A 22,452-nucleotide genomic window follows, 5' to 3' on the forward strand; every position below is an offset into this window, starting at 1 on the left:
TGGGAATGCCGCCGGGGACGCTCCGCGTCCCATGACGCAGAGCGTCATTTGATGCATTCCCACGCGGAGCGTGGGAACGATCATCCGCAGACCAAAAGATTCAAGTGACCACCAAATCAGAGCGAGATTGGATGTGAGCAAGCGAGCCTATAACTTCTGCGCCGGTCCTGCGGCGTTGCCTGAAGCTGTCCTGCAGCGCGCCCAGGGTGAACTCCTTGATTGGCACGGCAAGGGGCTGTCGGTCATGGAAATGAGCCATCGCAGCGATGAGTTCGTGTCCATCGCGACCCAGGCCGAGCAGGATCTGCGTGACCTGCTGAATATCCCGTCGAACTACAAAGTGCTGTTTCTGCAGGGTGGCGCCAGCCAACAGTTTGCGCAGATTCCCCTGAACCTGTTGCCGGAGGGCGGCTCGGCCGACTATATCGACACCGGTATCTGGTCGCAGAAAGCCATTGAAGAAGCCTCGCGCTACGGCCACGTCAATGTCGCCGCGACCGCCAAGCCTTACGACTATTTTGCCATTCCGGGCCAGAACGAGTGGAACCTGTCGAAAGACGCCGCTTACGTTCACTACGCGCCAAATGAAACCATCGGCGGTCTGGAATTCCAGTGGATTCCGCAAACCGGTGACGTGCCGCTGGTGGCCGACATGTCTTCGGACATCCTCTCGCGTCCGGTCGATATCTCGCGTTTCGGCATGATCTACGCTGGCGCGCAGAAGAACATCGGCCCGAGCGGCATCGTCGTCAACATCATCCGCGAAGACCTGCTTGGCAAGGCCCGCGCGCTGTGCCCGACCATGCTCGACTACAAGGTCGCGGCGGATAACGGCTCGATGTACAACACCCCGCCAACCCTGGCCTGGTACCTGTCGGGTCTGGTGTTCCAGTGGCTGAAAGAGCAGGGCGGCGTCGAAGCGATCGCCAGGCTCAACGACGTCAAACAGCGCACGCTGTACGACTTCATCGACGCCAGCGGCCTCTACAGCAACCCGATCAACAAATCGGATCGCTCGTGGATGAACGTACCGTTCCGTCTGGCTGATGATCGTCTGGACAAGCCGTTCCTCGCCGGTGCCGACGCGCGCGGCTTGCTCAACCTCAAGGGCCACCGCTCCGTGGGCGGCATGCGCGCTTCTATCTATAACGCCGTCGACATCAACGCCGTCAACGCGCTGGTGGCGTACATGGCGGAATTCGAGAAGGAACACGGCTGATGTCCGAGCAAGAACTCAAGGCACTGCGCGTTCGCATCGACGCTCTGGACACTAAAGTCCTGGAGCTGATCAGTGAGCGTGCGCGTTGCGCCCAGGAAGTCGCGCGAGTAAAGATGGCCTCGCTGGCCGAAGGCGAAGTGCCGGTGTTCTATCGTCCCGAGCGCGAAGCTCAGGTGCTCAAGCGGGTGATGGAGCGCAATCAGGGGCCGCTGGGCAACGAAGAGATGGCGCGCTTGTTCCGCGAAATCATGTCCTCGTGCCTGGCGCTGGAGCAGCCACTGAAAGTGGCCTATCTCGGCCCTGAGGGCACCTTCACCCAAGCGGCCGCGATGAAGCATTTCGGTCATGCCGTGATCAGCAAGCCGATGGCGGCGATCGACGAAGTGTTCCGCGAAGTGGCAGCCGGTGCGGTGAATTTTGGCGTGGTGCCGGTGGAAAACTCCACCGAAGGCGCGGTCAATCACACGCTGGACAGCTTCCTCGAGCACGACATGGTGATCTGTGGCGAAGTCGAACTGCGTATCCACCATCATCTGCTGGTCGGGGAAAACACCAAGACCGACAGCATCAGCCGCATCTACTCCCACGCGCAGTCGCTGGCCCAGTGCCGCAAGTGGCTTGACGCGCATTATCCGAATGTCGAGCGCGTGGCGGTGTCGAGCAACGCCGAAGCGGCCAAGCGGGTGAAGGGCGAGTGGAATTCGGCGGCGATCGCCGGCGACATGGCGGCGGGCCTGTATGGCCTGACCCGTCTGGCCGAGAAGATCGAAGATCGCCCGGATAACTCGACGCGTTTCCTGATGATCGGTAATCAGGAAGTGCCGCCGACCGGAGATGACAAGACTTCGATCATCGTCTCGATGAGCAACAAGCCTGGCGCGCTCCACGAGCTGCTGGTGCCGTTTCACGACAATGGCATCGACCTGACCCGCATCGAGACCCGGCCGTCGCGCAGCGGCAAATGGACCTATGTGTTCTTCATCGACTTTGTCGGTCATCACCGTGATCCGTTGATCAAAGGTGTGCTGGAAAAGATCAGTCAGGAAGCAGTAGCACTCAAAGTGCTGGGTTCCTACCCGAAAGCAGTTCTCTAAGGGGCGGTAGCAAATGAGTGGCAACTTCCTCGCTCTGGCACAGCCGGGCGTGCAACAACTGTCGCCGTACGTTCCGGGCAAGCCTGTGGACGAACTGGCGCGTGAGCTGGACCTGGATCCGGCGAAAATCGTCAAACTGGCGAGCAACGAAAATCCGCTGGGCGCCAGCCCCAAGGCCCTCGCGGCGATTCGTGAAGAGCTGGCCGAGCTGACCCGTTATCCGGATGGCAATGGTTTCGCCCTGAAATCGCTGCTGGCCGAGCAGTGCCGGGTCGAGCTGAATCAGGTCACGCTGGGCAATGGCTCCAACGACATTCTTGAGCTGGTCGCCCGCGCCTACCTGGCGCCGGGCCTGAACGCGGTGTTCAGCGAGCACGCCTTCGCGGTGTATCCGATTGCGACTCAAGCGGTCGGCGCACAAGCCAAAGTGGTTCCAGCCAAAAACTGGGGGCATGACCTGCCGGCGATGCTGGCGGCCATCGATGCCAATACCCGTGTGGTGTTTATCGCCAACCCCAACAACCCGACCGGCACCTGGTTCGGCGCCGAAGCCCTGGACGAGTTCCTCCAGGACGTTCCCGAGCATGTGCTGGTGGTGCTGGACGAGGCCTACATCGAGTACGCCGAAGGCAGCGATCTGCCTGACGGTCTGGATTTCCTCGCCGCTTACCCGAACCTGCTGGTGTCGCGAACGTTCTCCAAGGCTTATGGCCTGGCCGCGCTGCGCGTCGGTTATGGCTTGTCGACGCCTGTGGTGGCGGACGTGCTGAATCGGGTTCGCCAGCCGTTCAACGTCAACAGTCTGGCCCTTGCGGCGGCTTGCGCGGCGTTGAAAGACGAGGAATATCTGGCGCAGAGCCGTCATCTCAACGAGTCTGGCATGCAGCAGTTGCAAGCGGGCTTCCGTGAGCTGGGTCTGGGCTGGATCGAATCCAAAGGCAACTTCATTTGCGTCGACCTTGGTCAAGAAGCCGCTCCGGTGTTTCAGGGCTTGCTGCGCGAAGGCGTGATCGTGCGTCCGGTCGCTAACTACGGCATGCCGAACCACCTGCGGGTGACCATCGGCCTGCCGGCGGAAAACAGCCGTTTCCTCGAGGCGCTGCGCAAGGTTCTGGCTCGTGGTTGACGTCATTGCACTGCAACCTGCTGCACCTATGATCGGTCGCCTGGTGGTGGTCGGTCTGGGCTTGATCGGTGGTTCGTTTGCCAAGGGCTTGCGCGAAAGTGGCGTGTGCCGTGAAGTGGTCGGGGTCGATCTCGACCCGCAATCGCGCAGGCTTGCGGTCGAGCTGGGTGTGGTCGATCGTTGCGAAGATGACCTGGCGCTGGCCTGTGTGGGCGCTGATGTGATTCAGCTGGCGGTGCCGATTCTGGCCATGGAAAAACTGCTCGCGCGTTTGGCTGTCATGGATCTGGGGCAGGCGATCCTCACGGATGTCGGTAGCGCCAAAGGCAATGTGGTGCGCGCGGCGAGCGAAGCGTTCGGCGGCATGCCGGCGCGCTTCGTGCCGGGGCACCCGATTGCCGGTTCCGAGCAGAGCGGGGTTGAAGCTTCGAATGCCGAACTGTTCCGTCGGCACAAAGTGATCCTCACGCCGCTTGAGCAGACCGATCCCGTCGCGCTGGCCGTGGTTGATCGTCTGTGGCGCGAATTGGGCGCCGATGTCGAGCATATGCAGGTCGAGCGTCACGACGAAGTGCTGGCCGCGACCAGTCATCTGCCGCACTTGTTGGCCTTCGGTCTGGTCGATTCGCTGGCCAAGCGCAATGAAAATCTGGAGATCTTCCGTTACGCTGCCGGTGGTTTTCGCGATTTCACAAGAATCGCCGGAAGCGACCCGGTGATGTGGCACGACATCTTCCTCGCCAACCGCGAGGCTGTCCTGCGCACACTCGATACATTTCGCAGCGACCTCGACGCCTTGCGCGACGCGGTCGATGCAGGGGATGGGCACCAATTGTTGGGCGTTTTCACGCGCGCCCGGGTTGCCCGCGAGCATTTCAGTAAAATCCTGGCCCGCAGGGCCTATGTGGACGCTATGAATTCCAACGATCTGATCTTCCTGGCTCAACCTGGTGGCCGCCTGTCCGGTCGGATTCGCGTACCGGGTGACAAATCGATTTCCCACCGTTCGATCATGCTCGGCTCGCTGGCCGAAGGCGTCACCGAAGTCGAAGGCTTCCTTGAGGGCGAAGATGCCCTGGCGACCTTGCAGGCGTTTCGCGACATGGGCGTGGTCATCGAAGGCCCGCACCACGGCCGCGTGACCATCCACGGTGTTGGCCTGCACGGCCTGAAGCCTGCGCCGGGCCCGATCTATCTGGGCAACTCCGGCACCTCGATGCGTCTGCTGTCCGGCCTGCTGGCGGCGCAGAACTTTGACAGCACCCTGACCGGCGACGCTTCGCTGTCCAAGCGTCCGATGAATCGCGTGGCCAATCCATTGCGCGAGATGGGCGCGGTGATCGAAACCGCCGCTGAAGGTCGTCCGCCGATGACTATCCGCGGCGGGAACAAGCTCAAGGGCGTGACCTACACCATGCCGATGGCCAGCGCCCAGGTGAAATCCTGCCTGCTGCTCGCCGGTCTCTACGCTGAAGGCAAGACCACCGTTACCGAACCTGCGCCGACCCGTGACCACACCGAGCGCATGCTGCGTGGCTTCGGCTACCCGGTCAGCGTCGACGGTGCCACGGCTTCGGTCGAATCCGGTGGCAAGCTGAGCGCTACCCACATCGAAGTGCCGGGCGATATTTCGTCTTCGGCGTTTTTCCTTGTGGCGGCGTCGATTGCTGAAGGCTCGGAGCTGGTGCTTGAGCACGTCGGCATCAATCCGACCCGTACCGGTGTGATCGACATCCTGCGTCTGATGGGTGCCGATATCACTCTGGAAAACCAGCGCGAAGTCGGTGGCGAGCCAGTGGCTGACTTGCGCGTGCGGGCAGCTAAACTCAAAGGTATCGAAATTCCCGAAGAACTGGTTCCGCTGGCGATCGACGAATTCCCGGTCCTGTTCGTCGCGGCTGCATGTGCTGAAGGCCGCACCGTGCTGACCGGTGCCGAAGAACTGCGGGTCAAGGAATCGGATCGCATTCAGGTCATGGCGGACGGTTTGCTGGCGCTGGGCGTCAAGTGCGAGCCGACCCCGGACGGCATCATCATCGACGGCGGCCAGATCGGCGGCGGTGAAGTGCATGGTCATGGCGACCACCGTATCGCGATGGCCTTCAGTGTTGCCTCGTTGCGCGCGACTGCACCGATCCGCATTCACGATTGCGCCAACGTCGCGACCTCGTTCCCCAACTTCCTCGCGCTGTGCGGGCAGGTCGGTATTCGTGTGGCACAAGAGGCTCAGTCGTGAAAAACATTGCACCGGTCATCACCATCGACGGGCCAAGCGGCTCTGGCAAAGGCACGGTTGCCGGGATTCTGGCCAAACGTCTGGGCTGGAATCTGCTGGATTCCGGTGCGCTTTATCGCCTGCTGGCGTTCGCGGCGCACAACCATGGTGTCGACCTGACCAATGAAGAACTGCTGAAGAAGCTTGCCGCTCATCTGGATGTTCAGTTCATTGCGGCGACCGAAGGTCAGTTGCAGCGGATCATTCTGGAAGGCGACGAAGTCAGCGATGTCATCCGCACCGAGAGCGTCGGTTCCGGCGCTTCGCAAGTGGCTGCGCTGCCAGCCGTGCGCGATGCACTGCTGCAGCGCCAGCGTGCATTCCAGGAAGCGCCGGGCCTGGTCGCCGATGGCCGTGACATGGGTACGGTGGTTTTTCCTGATGCACCGCTGAAGATTTTCCTCACTGCCAGTGCCGAGGAGCGGGCGCGCCGTCGATATTTGCAGTTGAAGGGCAAAGTCGAGGGTGTTAGTCTGTCGAGTCTGCTAGATGAGATCCGTGCACGCGATGAGCGTGACACCCAGCGCGCAGTAGCCCCGCTCAAGCCGGCGGCCGACGCGATACAGCTGGATTCCACGGAGCTTTCCATCGATCAGGTGCTTGAACGCATCATGAGCGAGATCGCCATTCGCGATATCGCCGGGTGACCAAGAGGGTCGCAGGGGACCAGTCATAGTCCTGCGGTGCTTCTTTTAAATGAAACTAACCCACACCGTCTGGGGTGTGGAGATGGGCGTTTACTTCGCCCTCATCTACAGGAATTAAAATGAGCGAAAGCTTTGCGGAACTCTTTGAAGAAAGCCTGAAAACCCTGAACCTTCAGGCAGGCTCCATCATCACCGGTGTTATCGTTGATATCGATTACCAGGCTCGCTGGGTAACCGTTCACGCTGGTCTGAAGTCTGAAGCACTCATCCCGCTTGAGCAGTTCTACAACGATGCTGGCGAACTGAACATCAACGTTGGTGATGAAGTTCACGTTGCTCTGGATTCGGTTGAAGACGGCTTTGGCGAAACCAAGCTGTCCCGTGAAAAAGCCAAGCGCGCTGAATGCTGGATCGTTCTGGAAGCAGCCTTCGCAGCCGAGGAAGTGGTCAAGGGCGTTATCAACGGTAAGGTTAAAGGCGGCTTCACTGTCGACGTTAACGGCATCCGTGCGTTCCTGCCAGGTTCCCTGGTTGACGTCCGTCCAGTGCGCGACACCACGCACCTGGAAGGCAAAGAGCTGGAATTCAAGGTCATCAAGCTGGACCAGAAGCGCAACAACGTTGTCGTTTCCCGTCGCAGCGTCCTCGAAGCCGAGAACTCCGCCGAGCGTGAAGCTCTGCTGGAATCCCTGCAGGAAGGCCAGCAAGTCAAAGGTATCGTCAAGAACCTCACCGATTACGGCGCATTCGTCGATCTGGGTGGCGTGGACGGCCTGCTGCACATCACCGACATGGCCTGGAAGCGCATCAAGCATCCTTCCGAGATCGTTAACGTTGGTGACGAAATCGACGTCAAGGTTCTGAAATACGATCGCGAACGCAACCGTGTTTCCCTGGGCCTGAAGCAACTGGGCGAAGATCCATGGGTTGCTATCAAAGCCCGTTACCCAGAAGGCACTCGCGTAACCGCTCGTGTTACCAATCTGACCGACTACGGCTGCTTCGCTGAGCTGGAAGAAGGCGTTGAAGGTCTGGTACACGTTTCGGAAATGGACTGGACCAACAAGAACATCCACCCTTCGAAAGTCGTACAAGTCGGCGACGAAGTGGAAGTCATGGTTCTGGACATCGACGAAGAGCGTCGTCGTATCTCCCTGGGCATCAAGCAGTGCAAGTCGAACCCATGGGAAGACTTCTCTGGCCAGTTCAACAAGGGCGACAAGATCTCCGGCACCATCAAGTCGATCACCGATTTCGGTATCTTCATTGGTCTGGACGGCGGCATCGACGGTCTGGTTCACCTGTCCGACATCTCCTGGAACGAAGTGGGCGAAGAAGCCGTACGTCGTTTCAAGAAGGGCGACGAGCTGGACACCGTCATCCTGTCGGTTGACCCAGAGCGCGAGCGCATCTCCCTGGGCATCAAGCAACTGGAAAGCGATCCGTTCTCCGAGTACGTCTCGGTTAACGACAAGGGCGCTATCGTGACCGGTACCGTGAAAGAAGTTGACGCCAAAGGCGCCATCATCGTTCTGGCCGACGACATCGAAGCTACCTTGAAAGCCTCCGAAATCAGCCGTGACCGCGTTGAAGACGCGCGCAACGTTCTGAAAGAAGGCCAGGAAGTTGAAGCCAAGATCATCAGCGTTGATCGCAAGAGCCGCGTAATCCAGCTCTCGATCAAGTCGAAAGATGATGCTGAAGAGAAAGAAGCAATTCAGAGCCTGAAAGAAACTTCTTCGGAAGACAAAGTCGATACCACTATGGCTGGGCTGCTGAAGCAAGCGTTGGCCAAACAGAACTAAGTTCTGCTTGATCATGAAAAAGGGCGACTTCGGTCGCCCTTTTTTGTGCCTGCGATTTGGCAATACGGCTCGGCCGTGAAACCAATCGCTTCGCTTGCAGGTCTGTTTCTTTAATCGGATCAATCGCCTATTCGCGACTAAGCTTCGTCTAAGTGTGTAAGCGTCGGGCTTAACCTGGCATAAGGAAGTGGATGAACAAGTTGATTGTCGTTGCAGCGATATTGGCGTTGGCAGGTTGCACGACCAGCGCGAAGACCCATGCGGTGCGTGGTGTAAGCGGTATCGAGGTCGACTGCTCCGGGCTGGGTTCTGGCTGGGAGAAGTGCCACAAGCGCGCTGCGAAGGAGTGCAAGGGGGCGGGCTACAAGGTCGTCACGCGGTCAGACGATGCCAAGGATGAAGATGAATATCCTTTTGGGTTCAACCCGGCAGGTTACCTGACCCGGACCATGTTGGTGATCTGTCGTTAAGTGCGCGACTACCACCCGGCATCGATTCGATGCCCTGAAAACGGGCGTTTTGACGCTGGCGAAGATATGTCAATCCCTGGGCTGTTCAAAATCTTCCGGGCATGCTAAAACCTTTCAAGCGCTGATCTAGCTGCTTGAAAAAGAAGGGAAAAATATGACGAAGTCGGAGTTGATCGAACGAATTGTCACCCATCAAGGGCTACTCTCATCCAAGGATGTGGAGCTGGCCATCAAGACCATGCTTGAACAAATGTCTCAGTGCCTCGCCACCGGTGATCGCATCGAGATCCGTGGATTTGGCAGCTTCTCCCTGCACTACCGCGCGCCACGTGTCGGCCGCAATCCCAAGACCGGCCAATCGGTCAGTCTGGACGGTAAATTCGTTCCGCATTTCAAGCCGGGCAAGGAATTGCGTGATCGTGTGAATGAGGAAGAGGAGGAGGGCGCTTGATCTTCGCTACTCAAATTCAAGGGGGCGTGAATGCGTAACCTGAAGCGCATATTGCTTGGCGTATTTCTCCTATTAATGGTTCTGGTCGTCTTGGCGTTCGTGCTGGAGAACCAGCAATCGGTCGCGCTTTTGTTTCTGGGTTTTTCCGGGCCGCAGTTGCCAGTGTCACTGGTCGTGGTGTTGGCATTGCTTATTGGCATGTTGATCGGGCCGCTGCTGGGCTGGTTTCTGGGACGCTCGTCCAGAGCGGCGCGCAAGCGACTGGTCTGATAACGACAGGTGCAGGGCATCTGTCGAAATTGCGCCTCAGCCTGTCTTTATCCATTAGTAAAACCATCATTAAGCTGTAAAATGCGTCCCTTGTTCGATCGTGCCTTTATGCATGTCGATTCAGACTGACTCTGACGGATGCCAACGGCGAGTGGCTTCTGCATTCATGGATTAGACCGCGCTCACTGGCAGCGCTGTCCGCAGCTCAAGGGTATCGTTTCGCGTGAAAATTCTAGTTACCGGCGGCGCCGGCTTCATTGGCTCGGCAGTCATCCGTCACATCATCTCCAACACTTCCGATGCGGTCGTTAACGTCGATAAGCTGACGTACGCCGGCAATCTGGAGTCCCTGGCAGAAGTCAGTCAGAGTTCGCGTTACGCCTTCGAGCGCGTTGATATCTGCGATCGTGATCAGATTGATCGTGTTCTGCGTGAGCACCAGCCGGATGCAATCATGCACCTGGCCGCAGAGTCCCACGTCGATCGTTCGATCTCCGGCCCGTCCGAGTTCATCCAGACCAATATTATTGGCACTTACACGCTGCTCGAAGCCGCGCGCCATTACTGGGCTGCGCTGGACGACACCCGCAAAGCCAACTTCCGCTTCCACCACATTTCGACTGACGAAGTCTACGGAGACCTCGAAGGTCCGGAAGACCTCTTCACCGAAACCACGCCGTATCAGCCAAGCTCGCCATACTCGGCCAGCAAGGCAAGCTCCGATCACCTTGTTCGCGCCTGGGCCCGCACCTACGGCCTGCCGACACTGGTGACCAACTGCTCGAACAACTACGGCCCATGCCACTTCCCAGAGAAGCTGATCCCGCTGATCATTCTCAATGCGCTGGAAGGCAAATCGCTGCCTGTATATGGCAAGGGTAATCAGGTTCGTGACTGGCTGTATGTCGAAGATCACGCCCGTGCGTTGTACAAAGTCGTCACCGAAGGCGTCATCGGTGAGACTTACAACATCGGCGGTCATAACGAAAAACAAAACATTGAAGTAGTGCATACCCTGTGTGCGTTGCTCGATGAGTTGCGTCCGGATTCTGCCCACCGCCCTCATGCCAGCCTGATTACTTATGTTCAGGATCGTCCTGGTCATGACGTGCGTTATGCAATTGATGCGAGCAAGATCCAGCGTGAGCTGGGCTGGACACCTGAAGAGACGTTTGAAACCGGCATACGCAAGACGGTCGAGTGGTATCTGAATAACACTGAATGGGTAGAGCACGTGAAGAGCGGCAGCTACCAGCAGTGGATCGACCAGAACTATGCGGATCGCTCGAACAAAGCATGAGAATTCTTCTGCTGGGTAAGAATGGCCAAGTGGGCTGGGAGCTGCAACGCGCCCTGGCGCCGCTTGGTGAGCTGGTGGCGCTTGATCGTCATCTTGTTGATGGGCTTAGCGGCGATCTGTCCAATCTTGAAGCCTTGCGCGCAACGATTCGTCAGGTAAAGCCCAACGTTATCGTCAATGCTGCTGCCTATACGGCGGTCGACAAAGCTGAGTCGGAAACCGAATTGGCGGATCGCGTTAACGGCCTTGCGACTGGCGTTATGGCAGAAGCGGCCGCAGCGCTGGGCGCATGGCTGATTCACTATTCAACGGATTACGTTTTCAGTGGCCAAGGCGTAGCGCCATGGCAGGAGACAGATGCTGTCGCACCGGTGAACCATTACGGCGCCAGCAAGCTCGCCGGCGAACAGGCAATTGTCGCATCGGGTTGCAAGCATCTGATCTTTCGCACGAGCTGGGTTTACGGCGCTCGCGGTAACAACTTCGCAAAGACGATGCTGCGGCTGGCGAAAGACCGCGAAATGTTGAACGTCATTGCGGATCAGATCGGCGCGCCGACCGGGGCTGACCTGATTGCCGACGTCACGGCGCTGGCTATTCAGCAAGTTATCAAGCGTCCAGAGTTGGCTGGCCTCTATCACTTGGCCGCTGCGGGCGAAGTGTCCTGGCATGGATATGCCAGTCATGTGATTGCCTTCGCAAAAAGCCAAAGCGAGGAATTGGCTGTGACGACGGTCAATCCGATCGAAACAACAGCCTATCCAACGCCTGCACGCCGACCTCTGAACTCGCGCTTGAACACTCAGAAACTGCGCGACAATTTTTCTCTACACTTGCCGGATTGGCAAAGTGGTGTAACCCGAATGCTTAGGGAAGTTCTCAACAAATGACCACAACAAATCGTAAAGGCATTATCCTCGCAGGTGGCTCGGGTACTCGCTTACATCCGCTCACGCTTGGTGTTTCCAAGCAAATGCTGCCTATCTATGACAAGCCGATGATTTTCTATCCGCTGTCGGTTTTGATGTTGGCGGGGATGCGTGAGATTTTGATCATCTCTACACCAGAAGATCTTCCATGCTTTCGCAAACTTCTAGGGGACGGCGGCACTTACGGGATTAAACTGAGTTACGCCGTGCAGCCTAGTCCTGACGGTTTGGCGCAGGCGTTCATTATTGGTGAAGAGTTCATCGGGAATGACCCTTGCTGTCTTATTCTTGGTGACAATATTTTCTACGGCCACCACTTCTCCGAAAATTTGCGCTCTGCGGGTTCGCAGAAGTCGGGTGCAACTGTTTTCGGCTATCACGTCTCTGACCCGGAAAGATTTGGTGTCGTTGAGTTCGATGCAACCGGGCGTGCGCTGAGCATTGAAGAAAAGCCATTGAAGCCTAAATCAAACTACGCTGTAACCGGTCTTTACTTCTACGATAATCAAGTGATCGACATCGCTAAAAGTATCAAGCCTTCCGAGCGGGGCGAACTTGAAATCACTGATATCAACCGTGCCTATCTTGAGCAAAAAATACTTAACGTAGAGATGCTGGGCCGCGGATTCGCCTGGTTGGATACAGGGACACACGACTCATTGCTTGAGGCTAGTCACTTCGTTCATACAATTGAACAGCGTCAAGGATTGAAAGTTGCCTGCCTTGAAGAAATTGCGTATCACAATGGCTGGATCACTGCCGAGCAAGTGGCTGCTCAAGCCGATGCGCTGAAAAAAACTGGGTATGGTCAGTATTTGAAGAAAGTTCTGGACTCTGATTCCCACTGACTGCAGTGCTAAAGTTTGTTGGGCGATCATGTTTTAACGGTGTAAGCAGAGACGGCATGCCAGCAGAATATCCAAGAATTGCAGTTTTACTAGCTGCGTATAATGGCATGCTTTGGATCGAAGAACAGATCACTTCGATCCTTTCTCAGGCTGGAGTGGATGTAACTGTATTCATCAGCGTCGACCCTTCAAGTGACGATACTGAATCCTGGTGTAAAAACTATGCTGTCAGGCATTCGCAGGTAGTTGTCCTACCCATGGTCGGTAGTTTCGGCGGCGCTTCAGGTAATTTTTTCCGCCTGATAAGGGATGTTCCGCTCGATTCTTATGACTTCGTTGCATTTGCCGATCAGGACGACATCTGGTTTCAAAATAAACTGAGCCGCGCTGTTTCCGCTATTCAAATTCATCAGGTTGACGCTTACTCCAGCAACGTGACAGCATTTTGGCCTGATGGCCGACATCACCTGTTAAACAAGGCCCAGCCTCAAGTTAGTTGGGACTATGTTTTCGAAGCGGCGGGGCCTGGATGCACCTACGTAATGAGCAGAACCCTCGCAGCGGACTTCAAAGAGTCAATCAGCACTAATTGGCGATATCTGCAAGGTATCACGCTGCACGATTGGTATTGTTATGCGTTCGCTCGACGTAACGGATACCGCTGGTTCATCGATCCGGAACCGTCTATGAGCTACAGACAGCATGAAAACAATCAGGTCGGTGCAAATAAGGGGTTGCGATCGCTTATTGCCCGATACAAGATTATTCATGATGGCTGGTGGTTTAAACAGGTTCAACTGATATGCAGGTTGCTTGGGCTTGAAAGTGATCCGTTTATAAGCAGTTGGCTTAATTTGCGAAGATCGGAGCTGTTAAGGTTGTCCTTTAGTGCATGGAAATGTCGACGGCGAGTACGCGACAAGTTCTTTTTCTTCTGTATTTGTTGGTTGACTGCGCTGAACGGTGGGGGGAAGCAAGAATGACCGCCCCGAGAGTACTAGTAACTGGTGCGAATGGTTTTGTTGGCGAGGCAACTGTCCTCAAATTATTAATGCAACAGGCCTTCCAACCGGTTGCAGCACTGCGTGGCAACTCCCGACTACTAGGATTGTGCCCGGTGGTGAAATTTGATTTGACTCAGCCTGAGCAATTGCCTGATTTGACTGGAATAGATGTCGTTATACACACCGCTGCGCGTGTTCACGTTATGAATGATATCGCTTCACAAGCTCTTGAGTCATTTCGCAAGGTAAATGTGGAAGGGACGCTTCGTTTAGCTCGGCGTGCAGCTTCATCGGGAGTGAAACGATTCATATTTCTTAGTTCAATCAAGGTAAATGGTGAACACACTTCTCGCGGGCAACGCTTTCGGGCTGATGATCTACCGAACCCTACTGATGCTTACGGTGTTTCCAAATACGAGGCGGAAGAGTCGTTGAGAGCGTTGGCTCATGAAACAGGCTTGGAAGTGGTCATCATTCGACCTCCACTTGTTTATGGGCCTGGCGTTAAGGCAAACTTTCAAAGCATGCTCAGGTGGCTTGATACAGGAATGCCTTTACCTTTGGGGGCAATTGATAACAAGCGCAGCTTGGTCGCAATCGATAATCTTGTTAGCTTGATAATCACATGTGTCGATCATCCTTCAGCGAGCAACCAGGTATTCCTTGCTGGAGACGGCGTAGACCTTTCCACTTCCGAATTGTTATCTCTTCTTTCGTGTTCGCTTGGAAGACCATCTCGACTGATACCAGTGCCCCAGTATATTCTCCAATGGGTAGCGAAGCTCGTGGGAAGGCGAGGCATCGCGGACAGGCTGCTGGGATCGCTACAGATTGATATTGAAAAGAATAAAGAACTGTTGGGGTGGGTACCATCATCGGATATAGATGAAACCTTTCGCCGTACAGCCAAGTACTATCAGGAACATACTGCCAAATGATCGAATTGTGGTTGATACCGGTCTGCTGCTTCATCTCTTGGGCTTTTACTTTTTTTTTGCGAAAGTATGCATTAGCCAAGAGTCTGATGGATATTCCGAATGAACGAAGTTCGCATTGTACACCTACTCCCCGAGGGGGGGGCGGCGCTATTGTGCTTGCGTTTCTATCCGGCTTGGCGTTTTTGAGTTGCCTAGACGTTTTGAGTTTAGAGGCGTTCTACGCGCTTCTGGGTTCCGGTACGATTGTAGCTATCCTGGGATTCGCAGATGATCATGGACACATAGCCGCTAGGTGGCGGCTGATTGGGCATTTCAGTGCTGCAGCATGGTTGTTGTTTTGGATGAGCGGATTTCCGTCACTGCAATTACTTGGAGTGACGATCGAGTCGGGCATGCTGACCACAATTTTCGCGCTCTGTTATTTAGTCTGGTTATTGAATTTATATAACTTTATGGATGGTATCGACGGACTGGCGAGCGTTGAGGCAATCAGTATTTGTTTGGGCATGTGCCTGATTTACTGGTTCGCTGGAACACCAGGTCTGATATGGGGCCCACTGCTTCTCGCTTGTTCAACTGCGGGTTTCTTATGGTGGAACTTTCCACCCGCAAGGATTTTCATGGGTGATGTCGGCAGCGGTTTCCTCGGGATTATCCTCGGGGGATTGAGCATGTTAGGTGCTGCAGCCTCGCCAGCATTATTTTGGAGCTGGATCATACTTTTGGCGGTCTTTATTACGGATGCAACTTGGACGCTGTTGCAACGGCTGCTGCGAAAAGAGAAAATTTATCAAGCACATCGCTCGCACGCCTATCAGCACGCAGCAATAAAACTTAAGAGCCATAAACATACAGCCGGTTATGTAATGGCTATTAATGTTCTGTGGCTGTTTCCATTGGCAATAGCTGTTGCCAAAGGGCTAGAGCCTTTTCTGGGTTTGCTCCTTGCCTACTCTCCCTTGTGTTATTTAGCGTTCAGGCTCAGGGCGGGACGTACGCTATCGGACAAGTGTTAGTTTTTTAGTCTATGTGCGATAGATGCAGCGAGCTCGGCAGCATATTTGCGAAGTTCTGGAACCGCAGTTGCTTCCCAGTATTTGGCCTTCAGCATGGGACCAATATAGCTTAACGAAGCGTCACCTTCTGATAGCTCGTTTGCGAGTGTGAGATCATCGTTAACGAGTAGGCCCAGCTTTTGCTCGTCCTGAAGGGCCAACTTAGAATCCAAGAGTTGATCTATCAGCGGTTCGTTGGCCAGCTCCAGATTGGTGTTTGGTCCGGTACAATTGATAATTCTACCCACCTCGATTTCGATCATCGATTCCGAACTACGAGGTTTTATAATTACCGAAAGATGATTATTTGAAATTGAAAAGCTCTGTATGCGCCCTGCGAAAGTTTTAATCTGACGGTTGGCGCACGAAGCTTTGAATATATCGAAAGAGTCGGGGGCGACCCGATGCCGATGGATATCCCAATAAGGTTGTAAGTGCCTTAAAAAACGGCGCCGTTCACATTGGTTCAGACGTAACCAGAGTTTATCGGTAATGGGGCGTATGGCCGCAATCACATCTCTCCAATCACAATCTGTGCGTTTGATTATGCTTCTAAGAATGCGGGAGTAATTCAACACCGAAGGTTGGTTCTGAAATAATTCCTCTTCAATAGGGTAATCCAGGGCTGCCTGACGATTACCTTTACGATGAGGTAACGGCAATAGCCCTCTCCTCGAAACCATGTAAATTGAACCCGAGTGCCCTTGCTGTAACAGTCTTGTGGCCGTGTCTAAAGCAGTCAGTCCCGTCCCGATCAGAAGAACTGATTCATTCGGTTCAAGGGGCTTCTGGTCTATTTGTGATGACCAAGGATCCTGAATATAGTAAGCAGTGCCCAGAAGTGCTTTCAGTTCATGGGGTACGACCGGAGAGAAGTTGCCCAGCGCTAAAACAGCATGCTCTGCATAAAGGCGGGTTCCGTCTTTTATTGAGATTTCGAAATGATTTCCTTGATATCGAATACCTAGGACTTCACAGCTTATTTGCTGAAAAGACATCCCGTCGCCACTTTTGTCTGCTGCTTGTTTCAGAATATCGCTCAGATACTCCCCGTAGACTTGGCGGGGTACAAATGAAGAACCAGTGATGTTGAGGCTCTTGGAATTACAGTAATTCAGAAAGTGATCCGGTTGTGCAACGTAAGCACTCATGTTCCCGGCAGGAACATTAAGGAGATGGACTGCGCTGTTGGTACCGTAAGCCAGTCCGCGCCCCATTGGTCCGGAACGATTTATTAGAATCACGCGTACATCGTTGGTGTGATGGGTCAGAAGATGGGCGGCGAGAACAGTTCCACTAAATCCGGCACCAACAATGACAACAGTCTTCATTACAGTCCCCGCTGCTCTAGGTGATCCAAGATAATCTGTACCGACTGTTCAATATTATTTTTGAAGGTATCGATGTGGATATCGGGTGACAGTGGTTCTTCATAGAGAGAGTCAATGCCCGTGAAGTTTTTAATAAAGCCGGCGCGCGCTTTTTTATACAGGCCTTTAGGATCGCGCTTTTCACACTCAAGCAAAGGTGCGTCAATAAAAACCTCTATGAAAGAATCACGGCCAATGATGTCTCTAGCAATACTCCTGTCTTGGCGGAAGGGAGAGATAAAAGAGGCGATGGTGATAAGGCCAGCATCAAGAAACAGCTTCGAAACTTCAGCGATGCGGCGAATGTTCTCTTCCCTGTCCTGGTCACTAAACCCTAGGTCACGGCATAGGCCGAGGCGCACGTTATCGCCATCTAGAAGAAAAGTATGACGACTCTTCCCCAATAATGCCTGCTCCAGTCCATTGGCGATGGTTGACTTGCCAGCACCACTGAGACCTGTGAACCAAATGACGATGGGTGTCTGTGCTTTTGCTGCGGCCCTTACCGACGGAGTGACGGCGGTGGGGTGGAACACGAGGTCAGTATTCATCTCTTCCTCTGGTCGTGCACAAAAAACGAAATGCTAAAAAGGAGAGCATATCAGTATGAAGCAGAGCTATAAAGATGCTTGATTAAAGCGAAAAACGCCCTCTATTCTATATTCTCGTTCAGACTCTGTACCGAGATCCAGTATAGGGGCGTTTCTTGATATTACTGTGACTGTCTAATGCGTGAGCGCAATGCCTTGATACGTTCTTCTGAGAGCAGATACGGTTCACTGCTCAAAAGTGACAGGCGCTGTTCCTTGTCGTTGACAGCAAGAGTGTTGCTGTCCTTGCTGTCGATGCGATGAATGTAGTCGCCAATGAACATATCTGTATCAAGCGATTTCCAATCCGTATCGTGCTCGGTGAAAAGCTGCAATGTCAGGTAATAGTCTTCCATGAACTTCATGTCGCTGAAGTACTCGATTGCTGCTGTATTGCATTTGTCGATATTCAGCATGAAGCTGTGTATCGGAGCGTGATTCACGTTGAGAAAGTCTTCAAAAGTATGACCGTATGTATAAGTTCTGTCTCTTGAAATAACCAAACCGCTGTCGGAATGAACATTTGTCGAATAGACGCGAGCAAAGGTCGCGTTTTTGCCCGTAGCAGTCAGGCGATCGGCCATTTTTCTGTACGCATAAGGAAAGACCACATCATCGTAATCAAGAAATGTGACGAATCCGCTTTCAATGGATTTTAACGACTCGTTCAACATGAGCGAGCGCAGATCTGGCGTCTCGGAGGTTGAGGAATAGCATTGAAACTCTGGGAAAGCTGTGTCCATCCAGGGCAGGAGTGCCAATTGCGCTTTTAAAAGTTCAATTTCATCCTCAACCATATCTTGGATAGCAAGGATAGGTCGAACGTGGCATTGATCTTGAGCTATTAGCGACAACAGACAATTTGTAAGCAGTTTTTTGTTGCCCTGCTTGTGAAAGCGAATGATTGTCGAAACAGTCACTGGAGGTTTGGCAGCAGACTGTTCCGATACGTTCAGCATAAAGCAGGGGGCGATCCCACATTCTTTATAACCAGCGTTTCGACGGCCGGACTTCAATATCATGCTGGAGCGCTGATTGAAGCTTATTTCACCATTATTATTTTTTGCACCCGGGGCAAAGCATTCGGTGTTTTTTACGCTCGCGCAAATATTGTATCCAATATGTCGGCTAGACATTTTTATAAGGTTTTCAATGGAATAATCCGGGAATAGATATATATCATTGAACTCTAGGTTCAGGCCGGAATCGATGTGGCTGGTTTTTTCAACGGTGACTCCGTTGGTGTCCAGATAGTCGAGTAAATGTTCGTCTGACACGGTTACCGTATAGTTAGTGAATACACTGGAATTCAAAATGCATTGATAGAAAGCGTTGCGTAATTCGCGATTGGCGGATATGCGTTTTTGAGCATGAGCGCCGATAGAGATATTTATAACCGTATCTTTGTCGAGCGAAAGATGATCAAGGTCGTCGAATTTATAGTCGCTTAAAGCTCTGCCTACCGCGTTCAAGTAACCGTAGCCAAATCGGGTATCAGGCTCTAGGTGTGCCCCTTCTGCCCACTCGTTCCAAGCGTTGATCACAACGAAACGCCGATCCTCCGGAAGATTCTTTTCAGAATAGTCAATTAAATGTTCCAGCCAGTTCTGAAATTTTGAAGTTGTGAAGCCATCCAAAGCATAGGCCTCGGTGCCATAACGCGCTGTATTGTCCCAAGTCGGAACCAGTGAGCGGAATAGCGTGTAGTCGTTGCACAGCTCTTTTTCTTTATAATGATCTGCGACCGAGCTGTAATCGAGGATGCTTCCGTTAATCGGCCAGTAGGGTCGTTTCTGGTGATTGATATCGGGAACTGCCCCTCCTGTCCAGTCCTGTAGTACCCGCTCGACGGCTGCATCCATTCCATAATCCTGCGGAGCGGTAGCTCCACGGGTAAGCGTCGCTACGACATATGGAGCGCTAATTCCGTTGGCCTTACATTCCTCTGCCCAAATATTAATATAGTCTTCGACATGTTCCATCGAAGACGGGCGGTAAACAAAGAGAAGCGGTCGACCGTCGACTTTGATGTACCGCTCATCCTTGAAGAAAGGAATCAGATATCTGATAAAGCCCCGAGCATCTTCTTTGGAATAGACCTGCCCGAGCAATATTTCCTGTTCGTTACCATCCCAGCGCCGAGTCCAGTTTTCATTTGCCCAGCAAAAGCTGAACGGCATGTTGATTTCCGGGTGATCGAGCAACATTTGCGCAGGTTTTTCCAAGATCAATTTACCTGCAAACCAGTAATGATAAAAAATCATCCCGTGGACGCCGGCCTTTTCCATCTGCGCGGCCTGTACAGCCATATGGTGATGGCTTTCCAAGCTGTAATAGCCGATATCAGCGTGCGGAACGTGTTGCTGGTAGTGACCTTGAAACAGAGGATTGGCCGAGCGAACCTTGTGCCACTCTGTAAAACCTTTACCGTGCCATTCGTCATTTTCCGGATTCGGGCTGAATTGAGGGAGGTAGTAAGCAAGTACTTTGATCGTGTCGTGGACGACTGAAGTTGAGTAATCCTTCTGCTCCTCGTAGTATGTCAGAGGTTCAGTCGACAGGCTCGGAGATTCAATTCGATAGTTTCGACCAGCCACGTTCGTGGTGAAGATCAGTAACAGACGCTCAAGAGCATGGGCTAGCGTCGCGTCAGGCAAAATAGGCTCGGTCGGGAAATCCTCATAGTTCAAAGGAAGAAGGAGGTAGTCCCGAATACTCTCGGTCTTCGCCCAGAACATTGTGCCCTGGGGAAATTCGACCGATGGAAAGTTCGCAATATCAAGGTCTGTATACCGTTCGAGGATTTCCTTGGCGATGTCCTTGTTTTCGCTCCATCCATCGTCACCAGGCACCACCTGATTGCCCGCGGCATATACGACTTTTGCATCACTTTCAAGCAATTTGAAAATCTGTGCAATCTGTTTAGGCTCTCCGCACAAGGTCGTCATGAGGGCATCAAACCACTCATTCAAATCTTCGCGATGAGGGCTTTTCTTGGTGTGGAAATGGCCTACATAATCGTAAGTTTCAAGCTTTTTCCCGAACAAGCAAATAAGCGGCGCAATATCTCTTCCACGATTTTGACTCTCTTCGACGAAAACGTCTCCCGCGAGGGGTAGCTGTTCGGCGAAGAAATTTTTAACGCGCTCTACATTCGCACCGGGTTGAACGGAGATGAAAAGGTCGAACTCTATTGGTATGTTTTTCAGATATTTCGCGCAAATTTCTCCCATGTCTTCATAAAAGAAATGCAGATGTACGGCAACTTTCCTGGCAATCATCACAGGCATGTCTTGGAGATACGGATTAAGGTTGAACGGTACAACCTTATATACACCATACTCCATGAGAGAAGCAGTATCATGTTTTTGCACAACTGTTGCCGGCTGACGATGTTCTCGCTGAATGCGGCTCTTACTGAGAGCGATTGCCTGGCGCACACCAGAGCGTTTAGCTTCGTCAAGGAAACGGCTAATCAACGCTGGTTCGTCTAACAGTAACTTGACCAGAGTGACATATTTGCTCTTTCGGGAGCGTTTACGTTCGAATTTATATCGGTGTCCACTAATATCGAAAATCGATCGGCCTTCTTTGTGGCCATGACGTACATAATGTACGAGAGGATTGATGCCGGTGCGTTGCACATCCTCATAAGCCTCGAGATAGTAGCTGGTCGAAAAGTGTTGCGATGGGTCTCTTCCTTCTTGCCAGCCATGGCTCAGATAGTGATCCAAAGCGTTGAGTTTTGCGCTTTGAATATCCTTGTATGTGTTCAGATAGAACTCTTCGTCCAGCAATCCCAGCTTGACGATTCGGGCGCGGATTTTTTCTTCGCTTACGGCGTTGAGCGCAAGCGCGCGCTTGGCAATCAAGCGGGCAAGGGTTTTAAGCAGGAACTTACCGGAAGAGAATTGTTGCGTGGTTTGCAATAATGTATTAATTTGCGATGCATGATCGTCGAGAATCACGCGAAGCTCGTGCTGTTGTTTCAATTCGGCAGACACTCGAGCTTCTAGCTCTGTAATTCTGGATTGCTGTATTTCGTTCAGGCTACTTGCACTTTCAGCTTGATTTTCAAGAGCGCTGATTGTCGCCATGAGGCTTGCACGCTCTTCCATTTGCTGATTAATTTGCAAGTCCTTTTCCCAGTGCGCTTTCAAAAGTTCTGTTGAACGTTGATCCAGTATGTTCATTAATTTGTATGCTGGATAACTTTCGAACAAGTCGAGAAATAATGCGTTTATCGTATCTTTGACATCGGAGTCGTCGGCAATCTGTTCACTCGCCAAGGACGCGATCAACTGGCTAAGGCGAACTAAACTTGCAGTGGCTGCTTTGTCATTAATCAAGTCGCCTAAGCCGACTTTGTGGTGACGTAAATCTTTTTCGAGGAAATGCTCAAGAAACTCTCTGAGAGCAGAGTTGCTTTCGTTGTAGTTCAAGCCCATTTTACTCGCGATACGTTTGATCTCATCGTTGGGGTTCTTGAGCATCAAATCGTAATCGACAACCACCCTCGGCGCGTCTTCACTGTATTTCAGGCTTAAAAGCATGTGCTCCTGCCACAGAAAATAACCTTTCTCGAGCTCAAAGCCATCTCGGGCGGCGAGCGAGCGGGCAGCGTTTCCAGGGTTTCGATAGGCGATTACATAGGAAGCTTCCAATCCGATCTCGTGAAAGACTTTGATCCAGAACGGCATTGTCCGCGCCATGCGCGGATCCTTGACGCCGAAGCAGTCGGTAGCTTGGAATTTGTTTGCGATGATCTGTTTCGCTTGTACACTGAATTGATCAAGAACAGGATTCAGCCATTCTTCAGGGCTCACAGGTGCCAGGGAATGCCAGTCGTGACCAAGCGCCTTGAGCAACTCGATGTTTAGTTGATTGAAATCAACGTCTTCCCAGAACCCTTTATCATTATTTCCCCCGGAAGCAGGCATCAAATGATTGCCAAGATCGACTCCCAGAGTACTGAGTGCACGAGTGATTACGCTCGTGCCACAGCGGTGCATTCCCAATACGACGATTATTTTTTTGGAAGAGAGCGGTGTGTTCATCATG

The 22,452-nt window shown here is 53.1% G+C and carries 18 protein-coding genes; 15 read left to right on the forward strand and 3 right to left on the reverse strand.

Going from position 1 to position 22,452, the window contains the following annotated elements:
- Positions 1-133: 133 nt before the first annotated feature.
- The 15 genes from serC to HU743_RS06800 all read left to right on the forward strand — a co-directional run bounded on the left by serC (position 134) and on the right by HU743_RS06800 (position 15,392).
- Positions 134-1,219, forward strand: a complete 1,086-nt coding sequence (serC, locus tag HU743_RS06730) for a 3-phosphoserine/phosphohydroxythreonine transaminase (RefSeq protein ID WP_186547039.1) — start codon at positions 134-136, stop codon at positions 1,217-1,219.
- A complete protein-coding gene (gene pheA / locus HU743_RS06735) occupies positions 1,219-2,313 on the forward strand; it encodes a prephenate dehydratase (protein WP_016770924.1) in 1,095 nt (364 codons plus the stop codon). The genes serC and pheA overlap by 1 nt, the downstream gene beginning before the upstream one ends.
- Positions 2,314-2,326: 13 nt before the next feature.
- Complete coding sequence (gene hisC, locus HU743_RS06740; protein WP_186647727.1) at positions 2,327-3,439, forward strand: histidinol-phosphate transaminase; 1,113 nt, start codon at positions 2,327-2,329, stop codon at positions 3,437-3,439.
- Between the two features lie 28 nt (positions 3,440-3,467).
- On the forward strand, positions 3,468-5,675 hold the full coding sequence (locus HU743_RS06745) for a bifunctional prephenate dehydrogenase/3-phosphoshikimate 1-carboxyvinyltransferase (protein WP_186647899.1): 2,208 nt from the start codon (positions 3,468-3,470) through the stop codon (positions 5,673-5,675).
- Positions 5,672-6,361 (forward strand): (d)CMP kinase, encoded by a 690-nt coding sequence (gene cmk, locus HU743_RS06750; RefSeq protein ID WP_186647728.1) that lies wholly within the window; start codon positions 5,672-5,674, stop codon positions 6,359-6,361. Before HU743_RS06745 ends, cmk begins: the two co-directional genes overlap by 4 nt.
- 119 nt (positions 6,362-6,480) lie before the next feature.
- Positions 6,481-8,166 (forward strand): 30S ribosomal protein S1, encoded by a 1,686-nt coding sequence (gene rpsA / locus HU743_RS06755; RefSeq protein ID WP_186647730.1) that lies wholly within the window; start codon positions 6,481-6,483, stop codon positions 8,164-8,166.
- 191 nt (positions 8,167-8,357) lie between these two features.
- Complete coding sequence (locus tag HU743_RS06760) at positions 8,358-8,636, forward strand: hypothetical protein (RefSeq protein ID WP_186547042.1); 279 nt, start codon at positions 8,358-8,360, stop codon at positions 8,634-8,636.
- A 154-nt stretch (positions 8,637-8,790) separates the two neighbouring features.
- Positions 8,791-9,087: an integration host factor subunit beta gene (gene ihfB, locus HU743_RS06765; RefSeq protein WP_007950920.1), complete on the forward strand. Its 297-nt coding sequence runs from the start codon at positions 8,791-8,793 to the stop codon at positions 9,085-9,087.
- A gap of 30 nt (positions 9,088-9,117) precedes the next feature.
- Positions 9,118-9,357, forward strand: a complete 240-nt coding sequence (locus HU743_RS06770) for a lipopolysaccharide assembly protein LapA domain-containing protein (protein WP_186547043.1) — start codon at positions 9,118-9,120, stop codon at positions 9,355-9,357.
- Positions 9,358-9,580: 223 nt separating this feature from the next.
- Entirely contained in the window at positions 9,581-10,657 is a 1,077-nt protein-coding gene (gene rfbB / locus HU743_RS06775; protein ID WP_186647731.1) for a dTDP-glucose 4,6-dehydratase, read from the forward strand.
- Positions 10,654-11,547: a dTDP-4-dehydrorhamnose reductase gene (gene rfbD, locus HU743_RS06780; RefSeq protein WP_186647734.1), complete on the forward strand. Its 894-nt coding sequence runs from the start codon at positions 10,654-10,656 to the stop codon at positions 11,545-11,547. The genes rfbB and rfbD overlap by 4 nt, the downstream gene beginning before the upstream one ends.
- Positions 11,544-12,434 carry a glucose-1-phosphate thymidylyltransferase RfbA gene (gene rfbA / locus HU743_RS06785; protein WP_186647736.1) on the forward strand — a complete coding sequence of 297 codons (891 nt, stop codon included), beginning with the start codon at positions 11,544-11,546 and terminating at the stop codon, positions 12,432-12,434. The genes rfbD and rfbA overlap by 4 nt, the downstream gene beginning before the upstream one ends.
- 56 nt (positions 12,435-12,490) lie before the next feature.
- Entirely contained in the window at positions 12,491-13,417 is a 927-nt protein-coding gene (locus tag HU743_RS06790) for a glycosyltransferase (RefSeq protein WP_186647738.1), read from the forward strand.
- Complete coding sequence (locus HU743_RS06795) at positions 13,414-14,376, forward strand: SDR family oxidoreductase (RefSeq protein ID WP_186647740.1); 963 nt, start codon at positions 13,414-13,416, stop codon at positions 14,374-14,376. The genes HU743_RS06790 and HU743_RS06795 overlap by 4 nt, the downstream gene beginning before the upstream one ends.
- Complete coding sequence (locus tag HU743_RS06800; RefSeq protein WP_186647742.1) at positions 14,373-15,392, forward strand: glycosyltransferase family 4 protein; 1,020 nt, start codon at positions 14,373-14,375, stop codon at positions 15,390-15,392. Before HU743_RS06795 ends, HU743_RS06800 begins: the two co-directional genes overlap by 4 nt.
- On the opposite strand, the gene HU743_RS06805 is transcribed toward HU743_RS06800, so the two are convergent.
- The 3 genes from HU743_RS06805 to HU743_RS06815 form a co-directional block, all read right to left on the reverse strand.
- Positions 15,389-16,762, reverse strand: coding sequence for an FAD/NAD(P)-binding protein (locus HU743_RS06805; protein ID WP_186647744.1), 1,374 nt, complete (start codon positions 16,760-16,762; stop codon positions 15,389-15,391). The genes HU743_RS06800 and HU743_RS06805 overlap by 4 nt on opposite strands.
- Entirely contained in the window at positions 16,762-17,352 is a 591-nt protein-coding gene (cysC, locus tag HU743_RS06810) for an adenylyl-sulfate kinase (RefSeq protein WP_186647746.1), read from the reverse strand. Before cysC ends, HU743_RS06805 begins: the two co-directional genes overlap by 1 nt.
- 161 nt (positions 17,353-17,513) lie before the next feature.
- Positions 17,514-22,451, reverse strand: coding sequence for a glycoside hydrolase family 99-like domain-containing protein (locus HU743_RS06815; protein WP_186647748.1), 4,938 nt, complete (start codon positions 22,449-22,451; stop codon positions 17,514-17,516).
- Position 22,452: the final 1 nt, after the last annotated feature.

The organism is Pseudomonas sp. SWRI99, assembly GCF_014270125.1.
Classification (GTDB): Bacteria; Pseudomonadota; Gammaproteobacteria; order Pseudomonadales; family Pseudomonadaceae; genus Aquipseudomonas; species Aquipseudomonas hamedanensis.